This is a genomic window from Actinomycetospora sp. NBRC 106375, from assembly GCF_030269665.1.
Lineage (GTDB): Bacteria > Actinomycetota > Actinomycetes > Mycobacteriales > Pseudonocardiaceae > Actinomycetospora.
The window spans coordinates 15,360-37,171 of record NZ_BSTS01000004.1 but is presented as its reverse complement, the minus strand read 5'-3'; the positions used below and the strand labels follow the sequence as shown (position 1 = coordinate 37,171).

Genomic DNA, 21,812 nt, shown 5'->3' with positions numbered 1-21,812 from the left:
GCGGGGAAGTCATCGGCGCTCAGCCGGTCAGCGCCGCCTCGAGCTCGGCACGGGTGGGCTGCGGCAGCGCGACGCCGTCACGCCCGAGGGCGGCGCGGGTCGCGGCGACCACGTCCGGGTCGGCGTAGAGCTTCTCCGCGTCGCCGACCATGCCCATGATCCGCGCGACGGCCCGGAACGCGAGCGGGTCGGTGAGCGAGGCCCGTCGGAGCTGGGCGAACGTCACGCGGTCGTCGGCGAGGGGCGGCGCCGGCGGGGCGGGTTCGCCGAGGACCGTGTGCCGCAGCGCGGCGAGCCGGCCGGCGTCGGTGGCGGCCTGGTCGGCGTACCAGGGGCGGACGTGCTCCAGGATCGCGCGGTCCATGGCCAGGCTCGCGGCGTCGGGATCCTCGGGGTGGGTCGCGAGGACGTCGGCGAGGTCGGCGATCGTCCGCAGGGCCACGCCGATCCCGCGGCCGAACGTCGGGTTGGTGGTGCACACCGCGTCGCCGACGGCGAGCAGCCCCGTCGCGACCGGGTGCCCGTCGGCGACGAGGCGGCGGAAGGTGTTGTGCAGCCCGCCCATGACGAACACGTCGGAGATCGGCTCCAGGACGTCGAGCCAGGCGGCGTAGTACGGCACCGTGCGCACGGTCGCGTCGAAGACGGCGGGGTCGCGGGCGGTCCGGAAGCGCTTGTCGGCGGCCATCGGGGCGAGTGCGATCTGCGCGGTGCGGTTGTCGCCGGCCCAGAACCCGACGGTGAACTCGTCGAGGCCCATGACGACGCGGGCGGTGTCCGGGCCGGGCAGCGGCACGCCGTCGGGCATCCGGTACTGCCGGCCGTAGTAGGCCAGCCCGCACGGGGCGGTCTCGACGACGCTGCGGTGGGCGCCGATGTCGTCGAGCCACCGGTCGATCGCCGTGCGGCGGCCCGCGGCGTCGACGACGACGTCGGCGGTCACGTCGCCGGCGTCGGTGCGCACCCCGTGGACGTGCGGCGGGTCGCCGGGGTCGGCGAGCAGCCCGGTCACCGTGACGCCGTGGCGGATCGTCACGCCGGGCTCGACCGCGGCGGCGCGCCCCAGGACCCAGTCCACCGTGGCGCGCCTGCTCATGATCGGGCGCAGCTCGTCGTCACCGGGGACGGGATCGCGGTCGGTGAGGGTGGCGGCCATCTGGGACTCGAGGGGCGCGTCGCGGGCGCCGGCCGCGCGCAGCTCCTCGAGCACGTCGGGCAGCAGCCGCGCCAGCAGCACCCGCGTACCCGGGAGCAGGACGTGGGGCTGCACGATCTGGGGCGCGGTGGGGCGCAGGGCCTCCGCGGCCGCCGTCTCGAGGGCCGCGGCGGGGGTGAGGTCCTCGCGCTCGAGCACGGTCACCCGGTGCCCGGCCCGGGCGAGCACCAGTGCCGTGGCCAGCCCGCCCGCGCTGCCACCGATGACGACCACGTCCACGGGCCACCCCCTTCTCGAGAAGGCATCGTGCGCCCTGGCGGCCCCGGTGGGCCAGGGTCCGGTCCGGTCTGTGGTCCGGTCTGTGGTCCGGTTCGTGGTCCCGTTCGAGATCCGGGCACTGGTCCGTTGGGCGGTACGCGGGCAGTGTGACGGGGGTAACGTCGGGAGGTCGTCGCCACCCACGGCGACGCCATCGGAGGTGTCTCGATGTCCGACGCGACGAACGAGCCGACCGCTCCCCGGGAGCGGCACGACGCCGACGAGCCGGCGCGCAACGGCCAGGTCCACGGTCTCCTCGAGTCCGCACGCATGTGGGCGCGCCAGCAGGGCCTGCCCGTGCCGACCAACGGCCCGCTCCCACCCGAGATCATCGCCCAGTACAAGCGGCGCCAGACCTGGGAGTAGCCCTCAGCCCTCCCGGAGCACCGCGCGCTCCTCGTCGGTGAACACGACCCGCCCGGCCAGCACGTCCTCGAGCGTGATGCCCGACCCCGCCGGGGTGTCCCAGCGGATGGTGGTGTCGGCGAGCTGGAGCAGCGTGCCGCAGCCCGAGCGCGGCCGGACGAAGGCCTCGCGCCAGTACGGGCTCGCGAGGTCGACATCGACGACCTCGTAGCCGAGGCCGGTCAGGCGCGCCACGGCCACCTCGACGTCCGCCACCAGCAGCGTGAGGTGGTGGACGCCGGGGCCGCGGCGCTCCAGGAACCGGGCGACGGCGGCGTCGTCGCGCAGCGGGGAGATCAGCTCGATCTTCATGCCGCCGGGCAGGGCGAACTGCACGACGCGGATCCCCTGGCGGTCGTCGTCGCCGCCGTAGAGGAACCGCCCGCCGAGCGCGGTCGCGAACAGCGCCACCCCCTCGCGCGGGTCGCGGACGGCCACGGCGACGTGGTCCATCCGCAGCACGCCCGCGTCCGGGGGGAGCTCCGCCACCGTCGTGTCGACCTGCGGCAGCTCGCTCATCGCGGCACTCCTGTCGTGGCCATGCGGGTGATCGTCTGCGCCGGGCCCTCGGGGTCGCCGGGCACGGCGCCCGGCGTCAGGGCGATCGGCAGGTCGACGCCCGCGGCTCTCAACGCGTCGACACGGTGGGCGACGTCCTCGCCGGAGCCGAGGGCGCACATGGCGTCGACGGCGTCGTCGTCGACGAGGCCCAGCGCGGCCTTGCGGTCGCCCGCGGCCCAGGCCTCGGCGGCCGCGTCGAGGCCGGCGAAGCTCGCGCGGAACGAGGGCCGGTGCGTCGGCACCATCGCGTACTGGAGCACGAAGCGGCGCAGGCGCTCGCGGGCCTCCTCGACACGGTCGCCGGCGTAGGCCCAGAACGACGCCGCGATGCCGACCTCGTCCGGGTCCCGGCCCGCGGCCGCCGCGCCCTCGCGCACCAGCGCGATCTTGGGTCCGTACTCCTCGGGCGGGGTCCAGGTCAGGAACGCGACGTCGGCGACCGCCCCGGCCACACGCAGCATCCGCGGGTTCATCGCCGCGACGAGGATCGGGACGTCGACGGGCGCCATCGCCGCGCGGAAGCCGTGCGAGCGCACGTGGGCGCCGTCGAGGTCGGTGCGCTCCCCGCGGAAGACGCTGCGCAGGGCCGCGACGTACTCCTCGATGCGCGCGCGCGGGGCGTCGAACCCCAGCCCGTGCCACTGCTCGACGATGATCGGGCTCGAGGCGCCGAGGCCGGCGAGCACCCGTCCCGGGGCGAGCGACGCGAGCGTCGTGAAGCCCATCGCGGTGAGCACCGCGGTGCGCGGGTAGACGCCGACGATCCCGCTGCCGAGGCGGATGCGGCTGGTCGAGGCGGCGATCATGCCGAGCATCGCGAAGACCTCGGGACCGGCGACCTCGCCGACGAGCACGTCGGTGCACCCGGCGTCCTCCGCGAGGCGCGCGAGGTCGAGGTACTGCCCGGCCGACAGGCCCTCGTCGACGGGGAGGGTGACGCCGAGACCGGTGAGGACGGTCATGCGGCGCGGATCTGCTTCGCCACCGCGGCCGTGTCGTACCAGGTGGAGAGCCTGGTGATCGTCGTCCCGTCCTCGGTGAGGTCGAAGACGTCGACGGCGTCGAACGCCACCGGCCGGTCGTCGGTGGTCCGTCCGGCGAACGCGATCTCGACCAGGACCGTCGTCCCGGCGACGACGACGCGGGTGGGCTCGTCGTGGTGGACGGGCAGGGCGGCGAGCACCTTCGGGAAGTGGGCGGCGATCTCGTCGCGTCCGTTCCTCGTCGGAGCGCCGACGCTGACCAGCGCGGCGTCGGGCGCGAACACGTCGGTGATCGTCGCCCAGTCCTCGGCGTTGACCGCGGCGAAGTAGCGCGCGACCGCCGGCGGAGCGCTCATGCGCTCAGCCGCTTGCGCAGCTCGGACATCGCGCCGAACGACCAGCGGGCGAGGCTCGGGTCGCCGAACGCCGTGATGTTCCACATGACGAGGTGGCGCAGGCCCTGTGCCCCGTACTCCTCGACCTGCTCGGCGACCTCGTCGGGCGTGCCGCAGAAGGCGTAGTGGCGCACCACGGCGGGCGGGATCGCGTCGATGATGCGCAGCGACTCGGCGCGGTCGATGGCCGTGGGGATGAAGTCGTGGAAGCCGGAGCCGTCCGGGTAGGGGCCGTCCACCCCGAGGTCGCGGAACACCTGCGCCGGCAGAAGCACGCAGAGCGCGCGCACGAGCGGGGCCTCGGTGAGCCGCTGCACGGTCTCGGCGTCGGGACCCATGAGGACGTAGCCGAGCATGCCGGGGGTGATGGCGTCGGGGTCCCGATCCTCCTGCTCGGCGGCCGTGCGGATCGTCTGCAGCGCGTCGCCGTACTCCGCCGGGCCGAGCTTGGTCGGCAGCCAGCCGTCGGCCTTGCGCCCGGTCAGGCGCAGCATCCGCGGGCCGTGGGCGGCGGTCCAGATCTCGGGCGGCCGCTCCCCGTAGGGCCGCAGGCCGAGGACGGCCCTGTCGAGGCGGTGGAAGCGGCCCTCGTGGTCGACGGGGCCGTCGGCGGTCATGAGCAGGCGCATCACGTCGATGCCCTCCTCGAGCCGCGCGACCGGCTTGTCGAACGGCATTCCGTAGGGGGTCGCGTTGAGCTGCTCGCCGCTGCCGAGCCCGATGATCGCGCGGCCCTGCGTCACGTGGTCGAGCGTGAGCGCAGTCTGGGCGGCCATCGCGGGGTGGCGGCGGATGAGGTCGGTGACGCAGACGCCGACCTTGATCCGCTCGGTGGCCGCGCCGACGACGCCCATCATCACGGCGGGGTCGAAGTAGACGTGCGGGTTGGCCTGGTGCTCCGCGAGCGGGGTGAGGTCCGGCGTCCACATGGTGTCGGGGTGCCAGCCCATGAGGTGGTCGGGCCACCACACGGCGTCGAAACCCTCGTCCTCGCTGCGCTTGGCGAACTTCACCGCCGCCGCGGCCGGCGGCATGATCTGGCCGGGCACGCCCAGTTCGATCGGCATCAGTAGCGCCACCCGTCCCCGAACGTCGCGAGGCGCCGGCCCAGGTACTCCTCGACGACGGTGAGCGCGGCGCGCGCGGCCCGGTCGGTGCCGACCCCGCGGCTGCGGAACGTCTCGCCGGCGAACCACAGCCCCTCGGGGCGCGGCGGGCGCCAGTGCGGCCGGTATCGCCCGACCAGCCCGGGCTTCTGGATGACACCGAAGCTGGGCTCAAAGACGAGGTGGCGGCGGCGCCACACCGTCTTGGCGAACCCGGGCCACATCGTCACGACGTCGGCCTCGAAGCGCTCCATCTCGCGGCGCAGCCAGGCGCGGTCGCGGCCCTTCTCGCCGGGGAACACCCCGCCCATGACGTGCAGCTGGGTGCCCTCGGGCGAGCACGTCGGGTCCATTGCGGTCTGGTTGAACATGAAGCCGCCGAGCTCGGTGTTCGGCGTCTTCAGCCAGGTCGAGAGCTCGCGCGGGTCGTACTGGTGCACGGGCTCCTCGGTCGCGAGGTAGAGCCCGAGCCAGGCGATGCGGAACTTATCCTGGGCGAGGAACTTGATCTGCTCGGCGTACCAGTCCGGTAGGTCGCTCTCGTCGACGACGTTCAGCACGTGCCAGACCGGCAGGGTGCAGATGACGTGGTCGGCCTCGAGGATCTCCTCCTCGAAGAACTCGTTGGGCAGCACGCGGGGCTGCCGGGCGATGGCGACGCCCTTCGTGACGTCGTCCTCGATGACGACGCGTTCGACGGGGGTGGACAGGCGCAGGTCGCCCCCGGCCGTCGTGAACGCGTCGGCGAGGTCGGCCCACATGCCGTCCCAGCCCTGCCCGGGCCAGCACGAGTAGGCGGCGGTGTTCCGCTCGCTGAAGTGCATCTTGCGGGGGAAGAGGTTGTCGCTGGCGGAGTGGTCCCACCAGTTGTCGGTCATGCACTCGAGGACGGTGATGAACTCGAAGAGGTCGATCACGCCCTGGTCGTCGGTGTGCTGGTGGAGCCACTGGCGCAGCGGGCGGTCGTCCCAGTTGTCGAGCTCGTCCCACTCGGTGTCCAGCAGCGCCTTGATGACCTTCTTCAGCTCGCCCTTGCTGCCCGCGTAGCGGTCGCGGATCGAGCCCCAGCGGTCGTTCTCGTGGTCCCAGACGGGCATCTCCGCGGAGACCTCGCCGTGCTGCAGCGTCTTGCCGACGTGCTCGAAGACCTTGGTCAGCCCGGACCCCGGGTCCTCGATGAGGTGGCCGCCGACGTTGACCGTGAACCCCTCGTCGGGCACCGCCATGCCCCGCCCGCCGAGGTAGGGCGAGCGCTCGAGCAGGCAGACGCGCTTGCCCTCGACGGCGAGCAGCGACGCCGCCGTCAGCCCCGCCGCGCCGGCTCCGATGACCACGACGTCGTACTTCGCCACCCGGGCCTCCCGTCTACCAAACGACCGTTCGACAGAGTGGCAAGGGTGCCCGCCGGGGTCAAGCCGCTTGGCATGATGCCCGGGTGGCGACCACCCCCAAGTTCGGCTGGCTCTCCCCCGTGATCGGGAACCGATGGAGCGATCACCGCCCCATCGCCGCCGACCAGGACACCGCGATCCTCCCGACGGCCCTGCCGCACTTCGACTCGCTCTGGATCGCCGACCACTTCTACGGCTTCGACCAGAAGACCGACCCGTTCCTCGAGGCCTGGACGACGCTGACGTGGCTCGCCGCGCGCCACCCGGACGTCGAGCTGTGCCACCACGTCCTGGGCGTCGGCTACCGCCACCCCCCGCTGCTGGCGAAGATGGCCGCGACGCTGCAGTACCTGTCCGGCGGCCGCTTCGTGCTCGGGATCGGCGCCGGCTGGCGCGACCACGAGTACGAGGCCTACGGCTACGACTTCCCCCGCCCCGCGGTGCGCTTCGCCCAGCTCGAGGAAGCGATCACGATCTGCCGGCTGATGTGGACCCAGGCCGAGCCGTCGTTCGAGGGCCGGTACTGGCGCATCGACGGCGCCGCGGCCCCGCCGCTGACCGACCCGCCGCCGCGCGTGTGCATCGGCGCCGCCGGCGAGCAGATCGGGCTGCCGCTCGTCGGGCGGCTCGCCGACATGTGGAACGGCCCGTCCCGCGGCGAGCCGTCGGAGTTCACGCGGCGCTACGACATCGTGCGGCGGTCCGCCGAGGACGCCGGTCGCGACCCGGACGCGATCGAGGTCTCGACGACCCTCGAGCGCGCGCTGCCGGAGAACGACGAGGACTCCTCGCGGCTCGTCGACGAGCTCGCGGCGAAGGTCGAGCTCGGCGTCGACCACTTCGTCGTGGACTTCGGCAACCCGTCGTCGACGGAACCGGTGCTGCGCTTCGCGGAGCAGGTCATCGCGCCGTTGCGGGCCTGACCCGGGCGCTGTCCGCCCCGTGGAACGGGCCTGCCTCGCTGGGCCTCGCGGGGCCCGCGCCGGCGGGCTCGGGCGCGCGGGTGGCGTCGAGAGATCAGGAGCACCTGGTCCACCTCGGCGGGGCCCGCCGGGTGGATGGCGCGCTCCTGATCTCCGAGTGCCCCGCGGCGGGTCGCGCGGTCCGGAGATCACGAGCGCGCCATCCACCTCCGACAGGTGGTCGAGGTCGATGACGCTCTCCTGATCACCGGCAGGCGAGGGCCGTGCAGGGGGAGGGAACCGTGCGGCCGCCGCGGCCCTCCAACCCGGTATGGACCTCTCGCAACCCTTCCGTGGCAGCGTCGCCGTCCGCGCCGGGGCCACCACGTGGCGCCGGCTCGACGGCCCCGCCTTCGATCGCCTGGGCTACGACACCTACGTCGCCGCCGGCACCGTGCTCGATCTGCGGGGCCGCGCGACGGCGGCGGCGCTCGCCGTTCCCGGCGCCGTCGTCGGCGGCTACGCGGCCGCCGACATCCTCGGTGCCGACTGCGCGCCGCGGGACGCGACCGTCGAGCTCGTCGTGGGACGGCGCCGCCTGCGTGCCCGCGAGGGCGTGCGACTCCGACAGGACGTCCTCGCCGAGGGCGAGACGATGCCGTTCGACGGCGTCACGGTGACCTCGCCGCGGCGCACGATGTTCGACCTGGCGTGCACGGTGGACCACGACGAGGCGGTCGCCGTCGTCGACGGACTCGGTCGCCGGTTCCGGATCGCCCCGGAGTCGCTGCTGAGCTACCCGGCCGCACGGGACAACCCGCGTGGCGGACGCCGGCTCGCCGCCGTGGTCGCCGACGCCGACACCCGGGCCGAGTCGCGGCCGGAGACCCTCGCCCGCCTGACCATGCGCCGGGCCGGGCTGACGCCGACACCGCAGCTCGAGGTCCGGGACATCTGGGGCGTGTTCGTCGGCCGCCTCGACTTCGCGTGGGAGGACTGCCGGCTCGGGGCCGAGTACCAGGGTGATCAGCACCGCGCCGACCGCGAGCAGTGGCTCCGCGACGCCGCCCGCACTGCCGACTTCACGTCGTGCGGCTGGTCGATCATCCCGATCACCTCGGACGACGTGTTCCGGCGGCCGGCCGAGTTCGTCCGGCGCATGCGGGCCGCGGTCGACGCCCGGCGGCGCGAGATGGCCGGACGGTCCCGGTGATCAGGAGTGCGCTGTCCACGTCCGACGGCCGACGCACGTGGATGAGGTGCTCTTGATCTCCAGAGGTCGGGGAGGAGTCGTGAACGCTCCACCACGCGCCGGAGATCAGGAGTGCGCTGTCCACGTCCGACGGCCGAGGCACGTGCATGAAGTGCTCGTGATCTCTGCCCCGCCGGCGACCCTTACTGCCCGAGCGGCGAGTGAGGGCGAGGTGCCCGTGATCTCTGCTCGGCCCGCCCGCGATCCCTGCACCCGCCCGCCGCTCTCCACGCGCCCCGGAGGCGACGCGGAGGCCTTGACCGGCCCCGGTGTGATGCTAGTCTCGCCCCGCGTACCAAACGATCGGTAGGTACGCCGACATCGACGTCTGCCCAGGTCGGGGGACCCATGACGGCTCCGATTCAACGGCTCGAGCCGCCGGACATCCTGTCGCCGGAGTTCGCCCGCGACCCGTACAGCGCCTACCGGCTGCTGCGCGACGAGTTCCCGCTGGTGTGGCACGAGGCCATGCAGACGTACGTGATCAGTCGCTACGACGACGTGCAGCGGGCGTTCAAGGACCCGGTGTTCACGAGCGAGAACTACGCCTGGCAGCTCGAGCCGGTGCACGGACGCACGATCCTGCAGATGGAGGGCCGCGAGCACTCCACCCACCGCGCGCTGGTGGCGCCGGCGTTCCGCGGCAAGGCGCTGCAGGAGCACTTCGGGCCGACGATCCGGCGCAACTCCCGCGAGCTGATCGACGCGTTCCGGGCCGACGGCCGGGTGGACCTGGTCGACGCCTACGCGACGCGGTTCCCGATCAACGTCATCGTCGACATGCTCGGGCTGCCGCGCACCGACCACGACCTCTTCCACGGCTGGTACACGTCGATCATGGGGTTCCTCGGGAACCTCGCGGGCGACGAGGCCGTGATGGCCGAGGGCCTGCGCACGAAGGCCGAGTTCGAGGCCTACATGATCCCGCGCATCCGGGAGCGCCGCGAGAACCCGGGTGACGACCTCCTCTCGACGCTCTGCGCCGCCGAGATCGACGGCGAGTCGATGACCGACGAGGAGATCAAGGCGTTCTGCAGCCTGCTGCTGACCGCGGGCGGCGAGACCACGGACAAGGCGATCACGAGCCTGATGGCCGACCTCGTCGCGCACCCGGAGCAGCTCGCGGCGGTCCGACAGGACCGCGCGCTCATCCCCGCCGCGTTCGCCGAGACGCTGCGCTGGTCCCCGCCCGTCCACATGATCATGCGACAGCCGTCCGAGGACGTGGAGCTCTCCGGCGGGGTCGTCGAGGCCGGGCGCACGGTCACCTGCCTCATCGGCGCCGCCAACCGCGACGAGCGGCGGTTCGACCGGCCCGACACGTTCGACGTCCTGCGCGCCGACCTCGACCACTCGCGCGCCTTCTCCGCCGCCGCCGACCACCTCGCCTTCTGCCTCGGCCGGCACTTCTGCGTCGGCGCACTGCTCTCGCTGTTCGAGATCGAGGTCGGGATGAACGACCTCCTCGACGCGATGGCCGACATCCGCTTCGCGGGCGGCGAGGCGCCGCCCGAGACCGGGGTGTTCACCCGGGCCCCCGGTCAGCTGCTCCTCGAGTTCACTCCCAGCTAGGAGGACCCCGTGCCCGTCCGCCCCCACATCGAGAACCTCCTCGGCAAGGCCTCCTGGGGCTACGACGAGGCCGATCCCGACCTCATCGCGTCCTGCTTCACCGAGGACGCCCAGATGAGCCTGCGGATCGGCCGCGACGGTCAGCTGATCGGGCCGTTCGAGGGGCGCGACGCCATCCGCAAGCTGCACGCCGACTCCATGGCCGCCCAGACCGACCAGCGGCGGCACAACCTCTCCAACCTCTGGTTCGAGAAGGAGAGCGACGACGAGGCCGTCGCCGTCACGAACCTGACGCTGCTCTCGATCGAGGACGGCGCGGTGCGGGTGCTCTCCAGCGGCTGGTACCGCGACCAGCTGGTGCAGCAGAACGGCACCTGGCTCATCGCCGACCGCTACGTCTACCTCGACCTCCCGTACTGACCATGGTCAACATCGGTCGCATCCCCGAGAAGTGGGCGGCCCTGACCCCGCGCGGGGACGCCGTCGTCGACACCACCACCGAGCGGCGCACCAGCTGGGCCGAGCTCGACGAGCGCGTGCGCCGGCTCGCCAACGGGCTGCGCGGCCCGCGCCCGGACGGGCTCGCGCTGCAGCGCGGCGACCGCGTCGCCGTGCTGGCCAAGAACTCCACCGAGTTCCAGGAGATCTACTACGCCGCCGGGCGGGCGGGGCTCGTCGTGCAGCCGCTGAACTGGCGGCTCGGGGTCGGCGAGCTGGCGCGCATCGTCGCCGACGGCGCGCCGCGCGCGATCGTCGTCGCGGGGGAGTGGGCCGAGCTCGGGCGCGAGCTGGCCGGCCAGGTCGACGTCGAGCACTGGCTCGCGTACGGCGAGGGCGGCGACGGCAGCTACGAGGACCTCCTGGCCGCCGCGTCGGACGCCGAGCCCGCCGACAGCGCGAGCGTCGGCGACGACGACCCGTTCTTCATCCTCTACACGGGCGGCACGACCGGGGCGTCGAAGGGCGCGCTGCACACCCACCGCAGCGCGTCGTTCGGGATGCTCAACCAGACCGTCGCCGAGCGCATCGTGCCGACCGACGTCTACATGCTGACCGGGCAGATGTACCACATCCCGGTGGTGCTCTCGATGAACTACATGCGCCACGGCTGCCCGCTGGTGCTGATGAACTTCGAGGCGAAGCGGTCGCTGGAGATCATCGAGGCGGAGCGCGTCTCGGCGTTCCTCGGGATCACCACGATGCTCAACTGGATGATGGCGGTCCCGGGCTTCGGCTCGTACGACATCGCCAGCCTGCGCAACATCCAGTACGGCGGCGGGCCGATGCCCTCGGCGGTGGTCAAGAACGCGCTGCAGGCCTTCCCGTGCACGCTCATCCAGGGCTACGGGCAGACCGAGGGCACGACGATGTGCTTCCTGTCCCAGGAGGACCACCACGCGGCGGTCAACGGGATCCACCCCGAGCGGCTGCAGTCGTGCGGGCGCGAGGGGTTCGTGACGTCGGTGCGCATCGTCGACGTCGACGGCAACCCGGTGCCGACCGACGGGAGCACGGTCGGGCAGATCGTCATCCGTTCCGAGGCCAACATGGCGGGCTACTGGAACCGGCCCGACCTCACCGCCGACACCCTGCGCGACGGCTGGATGTGGACCGGCGACCTCGCGACCTGGGACGCCGACCGCTACGTGTTCATCGTCGACCGCGCCAAGGACATGATCATCTCGGGCGGCGAGAACATCTACTCGGTCCAGGTCGAGGAGGCCGTCAACCACCACCCCGCCGTGCTCGAGTGCGCCGTGATCGGCGTGCCGGACGAGGAGTGGGGCGAGAGCGTCAAGGCGTTCGTCGTGCTCAAGCCGGACACGAGCGCGACCGAGGCCGACATCGTCGAGACGGCCCGCGCGCACCTCGCGTCGTACCAGAAGCCGCGCTCGGTGGAGTTCGTCGACGCCCTGCCGAAGGCGCCCACCGGCAAGATCCTCAAGCGTGACCTGCGCGCTCCGTACTGGAGCGAGCAGGGGCGCTCGGTCTAGCCCGTCCAACCACGAGGAGCACGCATGGCCGGACGCATGGAGGGCAAGGTCGTCCTCGTCACCGGGGCCGCGCGCGGGCAGGGCCGCAGCCACGCGGTGCGCCTCGCCCAGGAGGGGGCCGACGTCATCGCGGTCGACCTCTGCGCGGGGATCGACACCGTCGTCGGCAAGTACCCGCCCGCCACCCGCGAGGACCTCGACCAGACGGTCGTCGAGGTGGAGAAGCTCGACCGCCGGGTGGTCGCGCGCGTCGCCGACGTCCGCGACCAGGCCGCGCTCGACGGCGCCGTGGCCGACGGGATCGCCGAGCTCGGCCGGCTGGACGGCGTCGTGGCCAACGCCGGCATCGCGAGCTACGGGCGCGCCTGGGAGCTGGACGACGCCACCTGGCAGGACATGCTCGACGTCAACCTCACCGGCGTCTGGCACACCGCGAAGGCGGCCATCCCCCGGATGATGGACGACGGCGGCGCGATGGTGTTCACCAGCTCGATCGGCGGGTTCAAGGGCATCGCGCAGGTCGGCCACTACGTCTCGGCCAAGCACGGCGTGGTCGGGCTGATGCGCAACCTCGCCAACGAGCTGGCGCCCTACCGCATCCGCGTCAACACGGTGCACCCGACGAACGTCGACACGCACATGATCCAGAACCCGGGCACCTGGGGCATGTTCGCCCCGGGTGACCCGGAGCCCACGCAGGAGAAGGCGATCCCGGGCTTCACGTCGCTGAACGCGCTCGCGATCCCGTGGATCGAGTCGGTCGACGTCGCCAACGCCGTGCTCTTCCTGCTCTCCGACGAGGCCCGCTACATCACCGGCGCGACGCTGCCCGTCGATGCGGGCGCCGCGATCAAGTAGCGCCACCCGACCCGACGGCATCCGGTGCGCCCCACTACCCGACAACCGATTGGTGGAGACGTGAAGACACGAGGAGCCCTGCTCTGGGAGCCCGGCACGCGATCGGGGTGGAGCGTCGAGGAGATCGAGCTCGACCCGCCGAAGGCGAACGAGGCGCTGATCAAGCTCGCCGCCTCGGGGGTGTGCCACTCCGACGACCACCTGGACACCGGCGACATCCCGCTGCCCTGGTCGCCGGTGCTCGGCGGCCACGAGGGCGCCGGCGTCGTCGAGGAGGTCGGCCCCGGCGTCACGGCGGTGGCGCCCGGCGACCACGTCGTCCTGTCGTTCCTGCCGTCGTGCGGGCGCTGCCGGATGTGCGTGCAGGGGAAGTCGAACATGTGCGACCTGGGCGCGGGCGTGCTCGCCGGCGTCGCCCCCGACGGCACGCACCGCGTGCACGCCCAGGGCCAGGGCGTCGGGTGCATGTCCTACCTCGGGACGTTCGCGCCCTACGTCGTCGCGCCGCTGGACGCCGTGATCCCGATCCCCGCGGACATGCCGCTGGACAAGGCCGCGCTCATCGGCTGCGGCGTGCCGACCGGGTGGGGCTCGTCGGTGTACGCGGCGGAGATCGAGCTCGGCGACACCGTCGTCGTGGTCGGCACCGGCGGGGTCGGCATGAACGCCCTGCAGGGCGCGCGGCACAAGGGTGCCCGCCACGTCGTCGCCGTCGACCCGGCGCCGTTCAAGCGCGAGAAGGCCGTCGAGTTCGGCGCGACGCACGTCGCGAAGGACTACGAGGAGGCCGGGCAGATCGTCGAGGGCCTGACGAACGGCCAGGGGGCCGACCGCGTGATCATCACGGTCGGCGTCGTGACCGGCGACCTCATGAACCCGGCCCAGGAGATGACGCGCCGCGGCGGCACGATGGTGCTCACCGGCGCCGCCCCGGTGCTGCAGCGCGACGTGCCGTTCGACCTGTTCACGTTCGCGATGTCGGGCAAGCGGCTGCAGGGCTCCCTCTACGGCACGACGACGAGCCGGACCGACGTGCCGCTGCTCGCCGACCTCTACCTGCGCGGCGAGCTCAAGCTCGACGAGCTGATCACGCGCACGTACTCGCTCGACGACATCAACCAGGCGTTCCGCGACATGCACGACGGCAAGAACGTGCGTGGCGTGATCATCTACGACTGAGGGACGGACCTGACATGCCCGATGCGAACGACCGCGCCGAGATCATCCAGGCCACCTACCTCTACGCCCGGGGGCTCGACCGCTTCGACCCGAAGGAAGCGCTCTCCGCCTACACCGACGACGCCGTCTGGGACGCGACCGGCGTCGGGCTCGACCGCTACGAGGGCCGCGAGCAGGTCCTGGCGTTCTTCGAGCGCGACGCCGGCTCGATGTCCGAGCAGTTCCACATCATGACCAACCACGTCGTCGAGTTCGACGACGACGACCACGCGCACGGCACGAACTACGTCCTGGCCGAGGGGAAGACGACGACCGGCGCGTCGATCAAGGCGGCCGCGCTCAACGTCGACACCTACCAGCGCACGGCGGGCGGCTGGAAGATCGCCAGCCGGGTCATCTCGCCGCTGACCGCTCCGGAGATGGAGGGGTTCGAGGCATGAGCGATCCGGACACCGTCGTCCGCCGATATCTCGACGCCGTCGGCGCCCTCGACCTCGACGCGCTCGCGGACACGTTCGCTCCCGAGGTCGTCATGGACCTGCCCTACGCCCCGCCCGGCTTCCCGCGGCGGGTGGAGGGCCGCGAGGGCGTGACGGGGTTCTTCGCCGCGATGCCCGAGATGATCACCCCGCTGCGCTTCCACGACTACCGGATCGACGCCGTCGCCGACGACCCGGGATCGATCGTGGCGCAGTACGCGAGCGACGCCCGCATCCTCGCCACCGACCGGCCGTACCGGAACACCTACATCTCGCGGTTCCAGGTGCGCGGCGGCGCGATCACGTGGTTCGCCGAGTACTTCGACCCGATCACGCTGGTCGAGGCCCTCGGCGGCACGGTGACGATGCCGGGGCAGGAGGTGTCGGCGTGAGGGTGCTCCGCACCCTGCCCGGGCTGCTCGACGACGCGGTGGCCCGGTCGCCGGCGCGGGAGGTCGCGTTCCCGTTCGAGCGGGCGACGTGGCCCGCGGTGCGGGACGCCGCGCGGTCGTGGGCGGCCGGGCTGCACGCGCGCGGGGTCGGCCCGGGCGACCGGGTCCTGCTCGTCCTCCCGAGCGGGCTCGACGCCGTCGCCGGCATCGTGGGTGCGTCGATGCTGGGTGCGATCCCGACACCGCTGAACCCTCGCGGCACCCCGGACGAGACCGCGTGGCTGCGCGGTGACGCCGACCCGGCGGCCGTGGTGGCGTCCCCGGAGCTGCTCTCCCTCGCGGGGCCGGGGGCGGTCACGCCGGACGAGGTGGTCTCGGACGCGGGTGATGCCCCCGAGGTCGCCGTCGCCCCTGACGACCCCATGATCCTGCTCTACACCTCGGGCACGACGTCGCGCCCGCGCGGCTGCGTGCACACCCACGGCGCGTACGCCGCGCTGGGTGAGAACCTCGTCGAGCGCCTCCGGCTCACCCCCGACGACCGGTTCTGGACCCCGCTGCCCCTGCACCACTGCGGCGGGATCGACCTGCTCACGGGCTCGCTCGCCGCGGGCTGCACGCTCGTGCACGTCGGGGCGTTCACCCCCGACGTCGCGTGGCGCCAGCTGGTCGAGGAGCGCGCGAGCGTGGCGTTCCCGGCGTTCGACACGATCTGGCTGCCGGTGCTGGACCACCCCGCCTACGACCCGGCGCTCGTCCCGGACCTCCGCACGGTCATCAACGTCGGGCCGGCGGAGCGGATGGCGGCGATGCAGGCGCGGATGCCCGGGACGACCCAGATCTCCTGCCTGGGCGGGACCGAGTCCGCGGGTTTCTGCTGCGTCGGGTCGCTCGACGACCCGCCGGAGGCCCGCGCCGGGACGAGCGGGGTGCCGCTGCGCGACATGGAGGCGACCGTCCGCGACCCGGCGACCGGCCGGGAGTGCGGGCCCGGCGAGGTCGGGGAGTTCCTGCACCGGGGGGTGTCGCGCATGGCCTACTACCACGGCGACCCGGAGACCACGGCCGAGCGGATCGACGCCGAGGGCTGGTTCCACACCGGCGACCTGGTGCGCCGCGACGGCGCGGGCCGGTTCACGTTCGTCAGCCGCCTCAAGGACATGCTCAAGGTCGGCGGGGAGAACGTCGCGGCCGCCGAGGTCGAGGGACGGCTGGCGGAGCACCCCGCCGTCGGCGTCGTGGCGGTGGTGTCCGCGCCGGACGCCCGGCTCGGCGAGGTGGCCGCGGCGTTCGTGGAGCTGACGCCGGCCTTCCGGGACGCCGACCGCGAGGCCCTCGGGCGCGAGCTCGTCGACCACTGCCTGGCGGCGCTCGCGACGTTCAAGGCCCCGCGCTGGGTGGAGTTCGTCGACGCGTGGCCGATGTCCGGCACGAAGGTCCAGAAGGGGGTGCTGCGCGAGCGGATCGCCGCCGACCTCGCCGCGCGCGGGATCACCGAGGCCCCGCGGCTGTCGCGCCGTCACCTGACGGCGGGGTGACCCGCGCGGACGACACCTACCGACCGTATGGTGGTCGGGGCGCACCGGGGCGCCGTCACGAGCGCCTCGACCACGGGAGCAGAGCACATGGCACAGGACCGCCGGCCTGCGGGGCGCAGCGAGCGCCGGGCCGCCGGGGAGCGCAAACCCCGCGAGGAACGCTGGGCGCAGCTGCTCGAGGTCGCCACCCAGATGTTCTACGAGAAGGGCTACGACGGCGCCTCCCTCCAGGACATCGCCGACCGCCTCGGCATGCTCAAGGGCAGCCTGTACTACTACATCCAGTCCAAGGAGGACCTGCTCTTCGAGGTGATCAGCGAGGTCCACCGCGAGGGCTTCGCCGTCGTGTCCTCCGCCGCCGGCGGGCCGGGCGACCCGCTCGACCGCCTCGAGCGCACCATCCGCGCCCACGTCGAGCACGCGTGCCGCAACCTCGTGCCCACCGCGGTGTTCCTCCACGAGCTCGAGTCCCTGCCCACCGCCCGGCGCGAGGAGATTCTCGGCTCCGGCCACGCCTACCAGGGCGTCTTCCGGGACCTCGTCGCCGAGGCCCAGCGCGCGGGGCTGACCCGCGCCGACGTCGACCCGCGCGTCGCGGGCCTGTCGATCCTCGGCTCGACGAACTGGGTCTACCGCTGGTTCCGCGCCGACGGCCCCTCGACTCCCGAGGAGATCGGCGCGCAGCTCGCCGCGATGGCGGTGCACGGCGTCGCGACGGCCGACGCCCTCGCCGCCCGGGGCGCGACCGTCGGCGCCTGAGAGGTCGCAGCGAACGGGTATCTCGCTGCTTCTACGCGCCCGAAGTCCCCGTTGATCACCCCGGCGCGAGCGGGCGCCCGGTGATCAGGGGCGCGTGGTGCACGCTGGCGGTCGTCGCACCGGGGTCGATGAGGTGCTCCTGATCTCCAGGGCCGCGGCGATTGCCGACCGAAGGGGGGAGATCAGGAGCGCGTTGTCCCCCGTCGGGGCCGCCGCGAGGTCGATGAGGCGCCCGTGATCTCCGTGTCCGTTGTTACGCCCGCCGCCTCGGCGGCCAGTGCGTCATCCACCGGCGCGCAGCTCCACGAAAGCCGCCCGTGCCGATGGCGACGACGTCGATCGGGGAGACTCACGACAGCACCACCAGCGCGCTCCCGGCGGTGACGCGGTCGCCCGGACCGACGTGCACGGCGTCGACGCGTCCCGCCTGCGGCGCCCGCACCGGGAGCTCCATCTTCATCGCCTCGAGCACGACGAGCACCGCCCCGGCGGCGACGTCCTCGCCCGCGTGCACCGGGACGTCCACCACCGTGGCGTCCATCGGGGCGACCGGATCGCCGGTGCCCGGGGAGCCGGGGGTCGCCGCCCTCTCGCCGGACCCCTCGGCGGACCCCCCGGCGGACGCGTCGGCCCGGCGCGCGCCGTCCGCCCGGTGCCGCGGGACCCGCAGCGCGATGGGGCCGCGGTCGGTGGTGAGCCGGACGGTGCGCTCGGCCACGGTCACCGGCGGCGGTGCGGCCGTGGGGGCGACCGTCGGGGTCGGCGGCCAGTCTCGTTCGACGCTGCCGGTGTCGTGGGTCATCGCGCGGTACGCGGGGCGGTCGAGGACCGTGCGCAGGTAGGACGCCGTCGTCGGCACGCCCTCGACGGCGAGCTCGTCGAGCGCCGCGCCAAGGCGCGCCGAGGCCGTCGCGCGGTCGGGGCCCCAGGCGAGGACCTTGCCGAGCAGGGAGTCGTAGGCGCCGGGCACGGTGTCGCCGGCCTCCACGCCGAGGTCGGCGCGCACCCAGGGGCCGCTCGGCACCGTGAGCGCCGTGACGCACCCGGGCGCGGGCCGGAAGCCCTGCCCCGGGTCCTCGGCCGCGATCCGGGCCTGGACGGCGTGGCCCCGGACCTCGACCGCACCGACGACCGAGGACAGCGCCTCCCCGGCCGCGAGGCGGAGCTGCGCGACGACCAGGTCGACGCCCGTGACCATCTCGGTGACCCCGTGCTCGACCTGCAGGCGGGTGTTCATCTCGAGGAACGCGGCGGCGCCGGTGTCCCGGTCGAGCAGGAACTCGACGGTCCCGGCGCCGCGGTACCCGACGGCCGCGGCGAGCCGCCGGGACGCGTCGTGCAGCTCCGACCGGACGGCGGAGGGCAGGTCGGGCGCCGGCGCCTCCTCGAGCAGCTTCTGGTGGCGCCGCTGCACGGTGCAGTCGCGGTCGCCGAGCACGGCCACCGCGCCGTGGTGGTCGGCCAGCACCTGCACCTCGACGTGGCGCGCCCGGGCGACGTGGCGTTCGAGGAACACCTCGCCCCGGCCGAACGCGGCGGCGGCCTCACGCCCGGCGGCGGCCAGCGCGTCGGCGAGCCCCACGGCGCCCGCGACGACCCGCATGCCCCGCCCGCCCCCGCCGTGCGCGGCCTTGACCAGCAGCGGGAACCCGATCCGCTCGGCCGCGACACGGGCGGCGTCCAGGTCCACGGGGCCGTCGGTCCCGTCCAGCACCGGCACGCCGCTCCGGACGGCCAGCGCCCGCGCCCGCACCTTGTCGCCCATCGCGGCCACCACGTCGGCCGGGGGACCGACGAACACGAGGCCCGCGCCGACGACCGCCCGCGCGAAGCCGGCGTCCTCGGCGAGCAGGCCGTACCCCGGGTGCACGGCCGTCGCCCCGCACGCCGTCGCCGCCCCGACGACCGCGTCGACGTCGAGGTAGGAATCGACCCGGACGCTCTCGTCGGCGCGCCGCGTCACGAGCGACCCGCCGTCGGCGTCGGTGTGGATCGCGACCGTGCGCAGGCCCAGCTCGCGGCAGGCCCGCACGATGCGGACGGCGACCTCGCCCCGGTTGGCGACGAGCACGGGTCCGTCCACCGCGACCTCCCTGGAGGGCTCATCTACCAAACGGCCGGATGGTAGATTACCGTCGCCGCGAGAGCCACGTCACGTCATGCGGGAGGCACCGTGCCGGTCGAGCACGCCGGAGGGCACGAGCCGCCCACGACCGACGACGACGCCCCCCGCGCGGGAAGGGACGAGGCCCTCGCCGAGCTCGACCGCCGTCGCGCCGCCGCCGAGGCCATGGGCGGCGACGACGCGATCGCGAAGCACCGCGCGTCCGGACGCATGCCGGTGCGCGAGCGGGTCGCGGCGCTCGTCGACCCCGGCACCTGGTTCGAGATCGGCGCGCTCGCCGAGCCCGAGATCCGGCGCGAGAAGCCGGTGCCCGGCGACGCGGTGGTGACGGGGTTCGGGACGCTCGACGGGCGCCGCGTCGGGGTCATCGGCATCGACGCGACCGCCGTGGCCGGCACGACCGCGCCGATCAGCATGCGCAAGCAGGGCCGGCTCATCGAGCACGCCCAGCGCGGCGGCTTCCCGCTCGTGCTGCTCTGCGACGCCGACGGCGGGCGGATGCCCGACGTCATGGGCTGGCGCTTCTCGGGCCTGCCGCTGGACTTCACGAGCTTCCTCGGCGCAGGAGACGGCGCCCCGGCCGTGCCCCGCGCGGCGGCCGTGCTCGGCCCGAGCTACGGCGACTCCGCCCTGCACGCCGCTACCGCCCACTACGTCGTGATGACGCGCGGGTCCTCGGTCGCGCTGTCCGGGCCGTCGGTGGTCGAGCCCGCGATCGGCGAGCGGCTCACCGACGACGAGCTGGGCGGTCCCGAGGCCGCGACGGCCGCCGGCAACGCGCACCTCGTCGTCGACACGGAGGCCGACGCCCTCGACGCGCTCGGCGCGTTCCTGTCCTACCTGCCCTCGAACGCCGCGCTGCCCGCCCCGGTCGCCGCGCCGCGGGGCCCCGCCCGCGACCCCGCGGCGCTCGCCGATGTGGTGCCGACCGGCGCCCGCGCGGGCTACGACATGCGCGACGTGCTCGCGGCCGTCGCCGACGCGGACTCGGTGCTGCCGTGGGCGGACGGCTGGGGCCCGAGCCTGCTCTGCGCGCTCGCCCGCGTCGAGGGCGCGCCGGTCGGGATCGTCGCCAACCAGCCCCTGGTGCGTGCCGGCGCGCTCGACCCGGAGTCGCTGGCCAAGGAGCACGACTTCGTCGACCTCTGCGACACCTTCGGCCTGCCGCTCGTGTTCCTCCACGACGTGCCGGGCCTGATGATCGGCAGCCAGGCGGAGCGCGCCGGCATCCTGCACGCCTACGAGCGCACGGTCGCGCGCATCGCCCGGGCCGCGGTGCCCCGGGTCGGCGTGGTGCTGCGCAAGGCGTACGGCGGCGGGCACTTCGCGATGGGCGGGCGCCCCACCCGGCCCGACTTCCTCTACGCCTGGCCCACCGCCGAGATGGGGTTCATGGCCCCGGAGACCGGTATCCGCACGGTGCACCGGCGCGCGCTCGACCGCCTCCTCGAGTCCGACGGTCCGGAGGCCCGCGACGCGCGCGCCGCCGAGCTCACCGCGGAGTGGGTCGCCGAGTCCGAGCCGTGGGAGGCCGCGGCGCATCTCTCGCTCGACGACGTCATCGCGCCCGCGGCGACCCGCCACGTCATCGCCACCAGCATCGAGATCGCCTGGGGCGAGCGGCCGCAGCGAACGGGGGCCCCGGGATGACCGAGCACACCGAGTACACCGAGATCACAATCAAGGACGACGGCCCGGTCGCCGTGATCCACCTCGACCGGCCGGAGAAGCTCAACGCGCTCACCGCGGCCTTCTGGCCGCAGATGCGCGACGCGCTCTCCCGTCTCGAGGCCTGCGGCACGGCGCGTGCCGTCGTGCTGACCGGCGCCGGGGAGAAGGCGTTCTCCGCGGGCGGCGACATCGCGGGCTTCGGCGAGCTCGACGGCACCGCGGCCAAGCGCGCGTTCCAGGCCGAGTGCCTCCGGACGTTCGCCGCGCTCGAGGAGTCCCCGCTGCCGGTGATCGCCGCGGTCAACGGCTACGCCTTCGGCGGCGGCTGCGAGCTGGCGCTCGCGTGCGACCTCGTGATCGCCTCGGAGCGGGCGGAGTTCGCGATGCCCGAGAGCGCGATCGGCCTGGTCCCCGGGTTCGGGGTGCTGCGCGGCCCGGCCGTGATGGGCCGGCACTGGACGAAGTGGATGGTGCTCGCCGGCGAGCGCCTCGACGCCGCGACGGCCGAGCGCGTCGGGCTCGTGCAGAAGGTGGTGGCGCACGACGCCCTGCTCGACGAGGCCGTGGCGCTGGGTGAGCGCATCGCCCGCGCGGCGCCGCTGGCCGTGCGCGTCGGCAAGCAGATGATCAACCGCGGCGTCGACCGCGGCGAGACCGGCTACTCGCTCGAGGCGGTGACGATGCTGCAGGACACCGCCGACACCGCCGAGGGGATCGCGGCGTTCGCCGAGAAGCGGCCGCCGCGGTTCGAGGGGCGGTGAGGGAGACGGAGCCTG

Annotated in this window: 21 protein-coding genes; 14 read left to right on the top strand and 7 right to left on the bottom strand. The window is 73.7% G+C overall.

Going from position 1 to position 21,812, the window contains the following annotated elements:
- Positions 1-19 precede the first annotated feature (19 nt).
- On the bottom strand, positions 20-1,435 hold the full coding sequence (locus QSK03_RS07975) for an NAD(P)/FAD-dependent oxidoreductase (RefSeq protein ID WP_285650189.1): 1,416 nt from the start codon (positions 1,433-1,435) through the stop codon (positions 20-22).
- 207 nt (positions 1,436-1,642) lie between these two features.
- Here QSK03_RS07975 and QSK03_RS07970 point away from each other — a divergent pair, with 207 nt between their 5' ends.
- On the top strand, positions 1,643-1,840 hold the full coding sequence (locus QSK03_RS07970) for a hypothetical protein (protein ID WP_285650186.1): 198 nt from the start codon (positions 1,643-1,645) through the stop codon (positions 1,838-1,840).
- A gap of 3 nt (positions 1,841-1,843) precedes the next feature.
- Here QSK03_RS07970 and QSK03_RS07965 read toward each other — a convergent pair whose 3' ends face one another.
- The 5 genes from QSK03_RS07965 to QSK03_RS07945 are packed head-to-tail and all read right to left on the bottom strand — an operon-like array spanning position 1,844 to position 6,276.
- Positions 1,844-2,398 carry a VOC family protein gene (locus tag QSK03_RS07965; protein ID WP_285650183.1) on the bottom strand — a complete coding sequence of 185 codons (555 nt, stop codon included), beginning with the start codon at positions 2,396-2,398 and terminating at the stop codon, positions 1,844-1,846.
- A complete protein-coding gene (locus QSK03_RS07960) occupies positions 2,395-3,402 on the bottom strand; it encodes an LLM class flavin-dependent oxidoreductase (RefSeq protein ID WP_285650180.1) in 1,008 nt (335 codons plus the stop codon). Before QSK03_RS07960 ends, QSK03_RS07965 begins: the two co-directional genes overlap by 4 nt.
- Complete coding sequence (locus tag QSK03_RS07955) at positions 3,399-3,779, bottom strand: nuclear transport factor 2 family protein (protein ID WP_285650178.1); 381 nt, start codon at positions 3,777-3,779, stop codon at positions 3,399-3,401. Before QSK03_RS07955 ends, QSK03_RS07960 begins: the two co-directional genes overlap by 4 nt.
- Positions 3,776-4,885 (bottom strand): LLM class flavin-dependent oxidoreductase, encoded by a 1,110-nt coding sequence (locus QSK03_RS07950; protein ID WP_285650175.1) that lies wholly within the window; start codon positions 4,883-4,885, stop codon positions 3,776-3,778. The genes QSK03_RS07955 and QSK03_RS07950 overlap by 4 nt, the downstream gene beginning before the upstream one ends.
- Positions 4,885-6,276, bottom strand: coding sequence for a phytoene desaturase family protein (locus QSK03_RS07945; protein WP_285650172.1), 1,392 nt, complete (start codon positions 6,274-6,276; stop codon positions 4,885-4,887). Before QSK03_RS07945 ends, QSK03_RS07950 begins: the two co-directional genes overlap by 1 nt.
- Before the next feature lie 83 nt (positions 6,277-6,359).
- Here QSK03_RS07945 and QSK03_RS07940 point away from each other — a divergent pair, with 83 nt between their 5' ends.
- The 11 genes from QSK03_RS07940 (at position 6,360) to QSK03_RS07890 (ending at position 17,240) form a co-directional block, all read left to right on the top strand.
- Positions 6,360-7,238, top strand: coding sequence for an LLM class flavin-dependent oxidoreductase (locus QSK03_RS07940; RefSeq protein WP_285650170.1), 879 nt, complete (start codon positions 6,360-6,362; stop codon positions 7,236-7,238).
- A 310-nt stretch (positions 7,239-7,548) separates the two neighbouring features.
- Entirely contained in the window at positions 7,549-8,430 is an 882-nt protein-coding gene (locus QSK03_RS07935) for an endonuclease domain-containing protein (protein WP_285650167.1), read from the top strand.
- 387 nt (positions 8,431-8,817) lie between these two features.
- Complete coding sequence (locus tag QSK03_RS07930; RefSeq protein ID WP_285650161.1) at positions 8,818-10,041, top strand: cytochrome P450; 1,224 nt, start codon at positions 8,818-8,820, stop codon at positions 10,039-10,041.
- Between the two features lie 9 nt (positions 10,042-10,050).
- Positions 10,051-10,461 carry a nuclear transport factor 2 family protein gene (locus tag QSK03_RS07925; RefSeq protein WP_285650158.1) on the top strand — a complete coding sequence of 137 codons (411 nt, stop codon included), beginning with the start codon at positions 10,051-10,053 and terminating at the stop codon, positions 10,459-10,461.
- Positions 10,462-10,463: 2 nt separating this feature from the next.
- Complete coding sequence (locus QSK03_RS07920) at positions 10,464-12,035, top strand: AMP-binding protein (protein ID WP_285650155.1); 1,572 nt, start codon at positions 10,464-10,466, stop codon at positions 12,033-12,035.
- A gap of 24 nt (positions 12,036-12,059) precedes the next feature.
- Positions 12,060-12,893, top strand: a complete 834-nt coding sequence (locus QSK03_RS07915; RefSeq protein WP_285650152.1) for a mycofactocin-coupled SDR family oxidoreductase — start codon at positions 12,060-12,062, stop codon at positions 12,891-12,893.
- 60 nt (positions 12,894-12,953) lie between these two features.
- A complete protein-coding gene (locus QSK03_RS07910; protein ID WP_285650149.1) occupies positions 12,954-14,072 on the top strand; it encodes an NDMA-dependent alcohol dehydrogenase in 1,119 nt (372 codons plus the stop codon).
- Between the two features lie 14 nt (positions 14,073-14,086).
- Entirely contained in the window at positions 14,087-14,512 is a 426-nt protein-coding gene (locus tag QSK03_RS07905; protein WP_285650147.1) for a nuclear transport factor 2 family protein, read from the top strand.
- Positions 14,509-14,943, top strand: a complete 435-nt coding sequence (locus tag QSK03_RS07900; protein WP_285650145.1) for a nuclear transport factor 2 family protein — start codon at positions 14,509-14,511, stop codon at positions 14,941-14,943. The genes QSK03_RS07905 and QSK03_RS07900 overlap by 4 nt, the downstream gene beginning before the upstream one ends.
- Positions 14,940-16,481 carry a class I adenylate-forming enzyme family protein gene (locus QSK03_RS07895; protein ID WP_285650142.1) on the top strand — a complete coding sequence of 514 codons (1,542 nt, stop codon included), beginning with the start codon at positions 14,940-14,942 and terminating at the stop codon, positions 16,479-16,481. The genes QSK03_RS07900 and QSK03_RS07895 overlap by 4 nt, the downstream gene beginning before the upstream one ends.
- 87 nt (positions 16,482-16,568) lie before the next feature.
- Positions 16,569-17,240, top strand: coding sequence for a TetR/AcrR family transcriptional regulator (locus QSK03_RS07890; RefSeq protein WP_285650140.1), 672 nt, complete (start codon positions 16,569-16,571; stop codon positions 17,238-17,240).
- 349 nt (positions 17,241-17,589) lie between these two features.
- Here the strand turns inward: QSK03_RS07890 and QSK03_RS07885 are convergent, their stop codons facing one another.
- Positions 17,590-19,323 carry an acetyl/propionyl/methylcrotonyl-CoA carboxylase subunit alpha gene (locus tag QSK03_RS07885; RefSeq protein WP_285650137.1) on the bottom strand — a complete coding sequence of 578 codons (1,734 nt, stop codon included), beginning with the start codon at positions 19,321-19,323 and terminating at the stop codon, positions 17,590-17,592.
- A 90-nt stretch (positions 19,324-19,413) separates the two neighbouring features.
- Here QSK03_RS07885 and QSK03_RS07880 point away from each other — a divergent pair, with 90 nt between their 5' ends.
- Together QSK03_RS07880 and QSK03_RS07875 are read left to right on the top strand one after the other, a co-directional pair.
- Positions 19,414-21,015, top strand: coding sequence for an acyl-CoA carboxylase subunit beta (locus QSK03_RS07880; RefSeq protein ID WP_285650135.1), 1,602 nt, complete (start codon positions 19,414-19,416; stop codon positions 21,013-21,015).
- The gene (locus QSK03_RS07875) at positions 21,012-21,797 is read left to right on the top strand and encodes an enoyl-CoA hydratase/isomerase family protein (protein ID WP_285650132.1); all 786 of its coding nucleotides are present in this window, start codon (positions 21,012-21,014) and stop codon (positions 21,795-21,797) included. Before QSK03_RS07880 ends, QSK03_RS07875 begins: the two co-directional genes overlap by 4 nt.
- Positions 21,798-21,812 lie beyond the last annotated feature (15 nt).

What these genes read in the sequence shown, in the direction of transcription:
- QSK03_RS07970 (WP_285650186.1), top strand. Translation starts at nt 1,643, where the DNA reads ATGTCCGACGCGACGAACGAGCCGACCGCTCCCCGGGAGCGGCACGAC.
- QSK03_RS07900 (WP_285650145.1), top strand. Translation starts at nt 14,509, where the DNA reads ATGAGCGATCCGGACACCGTCGTCCGCCGATATCTCGACGCCGTCGGC.
- QSK03_RS07920 (WP_285650155.1), top strand. Translation starts at nt 10,464, where the DNA reads ATGGTCAACATCGGTCGCATCCCCGAGAAGTGGGCGGCCCTGACCCCG.
- QSK03_RS07905 (WP_285650147.1), top strand. Translation starts at nt 14,087, where the DNA reads ATGCCCGATGCGAACGACCGCGCCGAGATCATCCAGGCCACCTACCTC.
- QSK03_RS07965 (WP_285650183.1), bottom strand. Translation starts at nt 2,398, where the DNA reads ATGAGCGAGCTGCCGCAGGTCGACACGACGGTGGCGGAGCTCCCCCCG.
- QSK03_RS07915 (WP_285650152.1), top strand. Translation starts at nt 12,060, where the DNA reads ATGGCCGGACGCATGGAGGGCAAGGTCGTCCTCGTCACCGGGGCCGCG.
- QSK03_RS07930 (WP_285650161.1), top strand. Translation starts at nt 8,818, where the DNA reads ATGACGGCTCCGATTCAACGGCTCGAGCCGCCGGACATCCTGTCGCCG.
- QSK03_RS07960 (WP_285650180.1), bottom strand. Translation starts at nt 3,402, where the DNA reads ATGACCGTCCTCACCGGTCTCGGCGTCACCCTCCCCGTCGACGAGGGC.
- QSK03_RS07955 (WP_285650178.1), bottom strand. Translation starts at nt 3,779, where the DNA reads ATGAGCGCTCCGCCGGCGGTCGCGCGCTACTTCGCCGCGGTCAACGCC.
- QSK03_RS07875 (WP_285650132.1), top strand. Translation starts at nt 21,012, where the DNA reads ATGACCGAGCACACCGAGTACACCGAGATCACAATCAAGGACGACGGC.
- QSK03_RS07950 (WP_285650175.1), bottom strand. Translation starts at nt 4,885, where the DNA reads ATGCCGATCGAACTGGGCGTGCCCGGCCAGATCATGCCGCCGGCCGCG.
- QSK03_RS07935 (WP_285650167.1), top strand. Translation starts at nt 7,549, where the DNA reads ATGGACCTCTCGCAACCCTTCCGTGGCAGCGTCGCCGTCCGCGCCGGG.
- QSK03_RS07890 (WP_285650140.1), top strand. Translation starts at nt 16,569, where the DNA reads ATGGCACAGGACCGCCGGCCTGCGGGGCGCAGCGAGCGCCGGGCCGCC.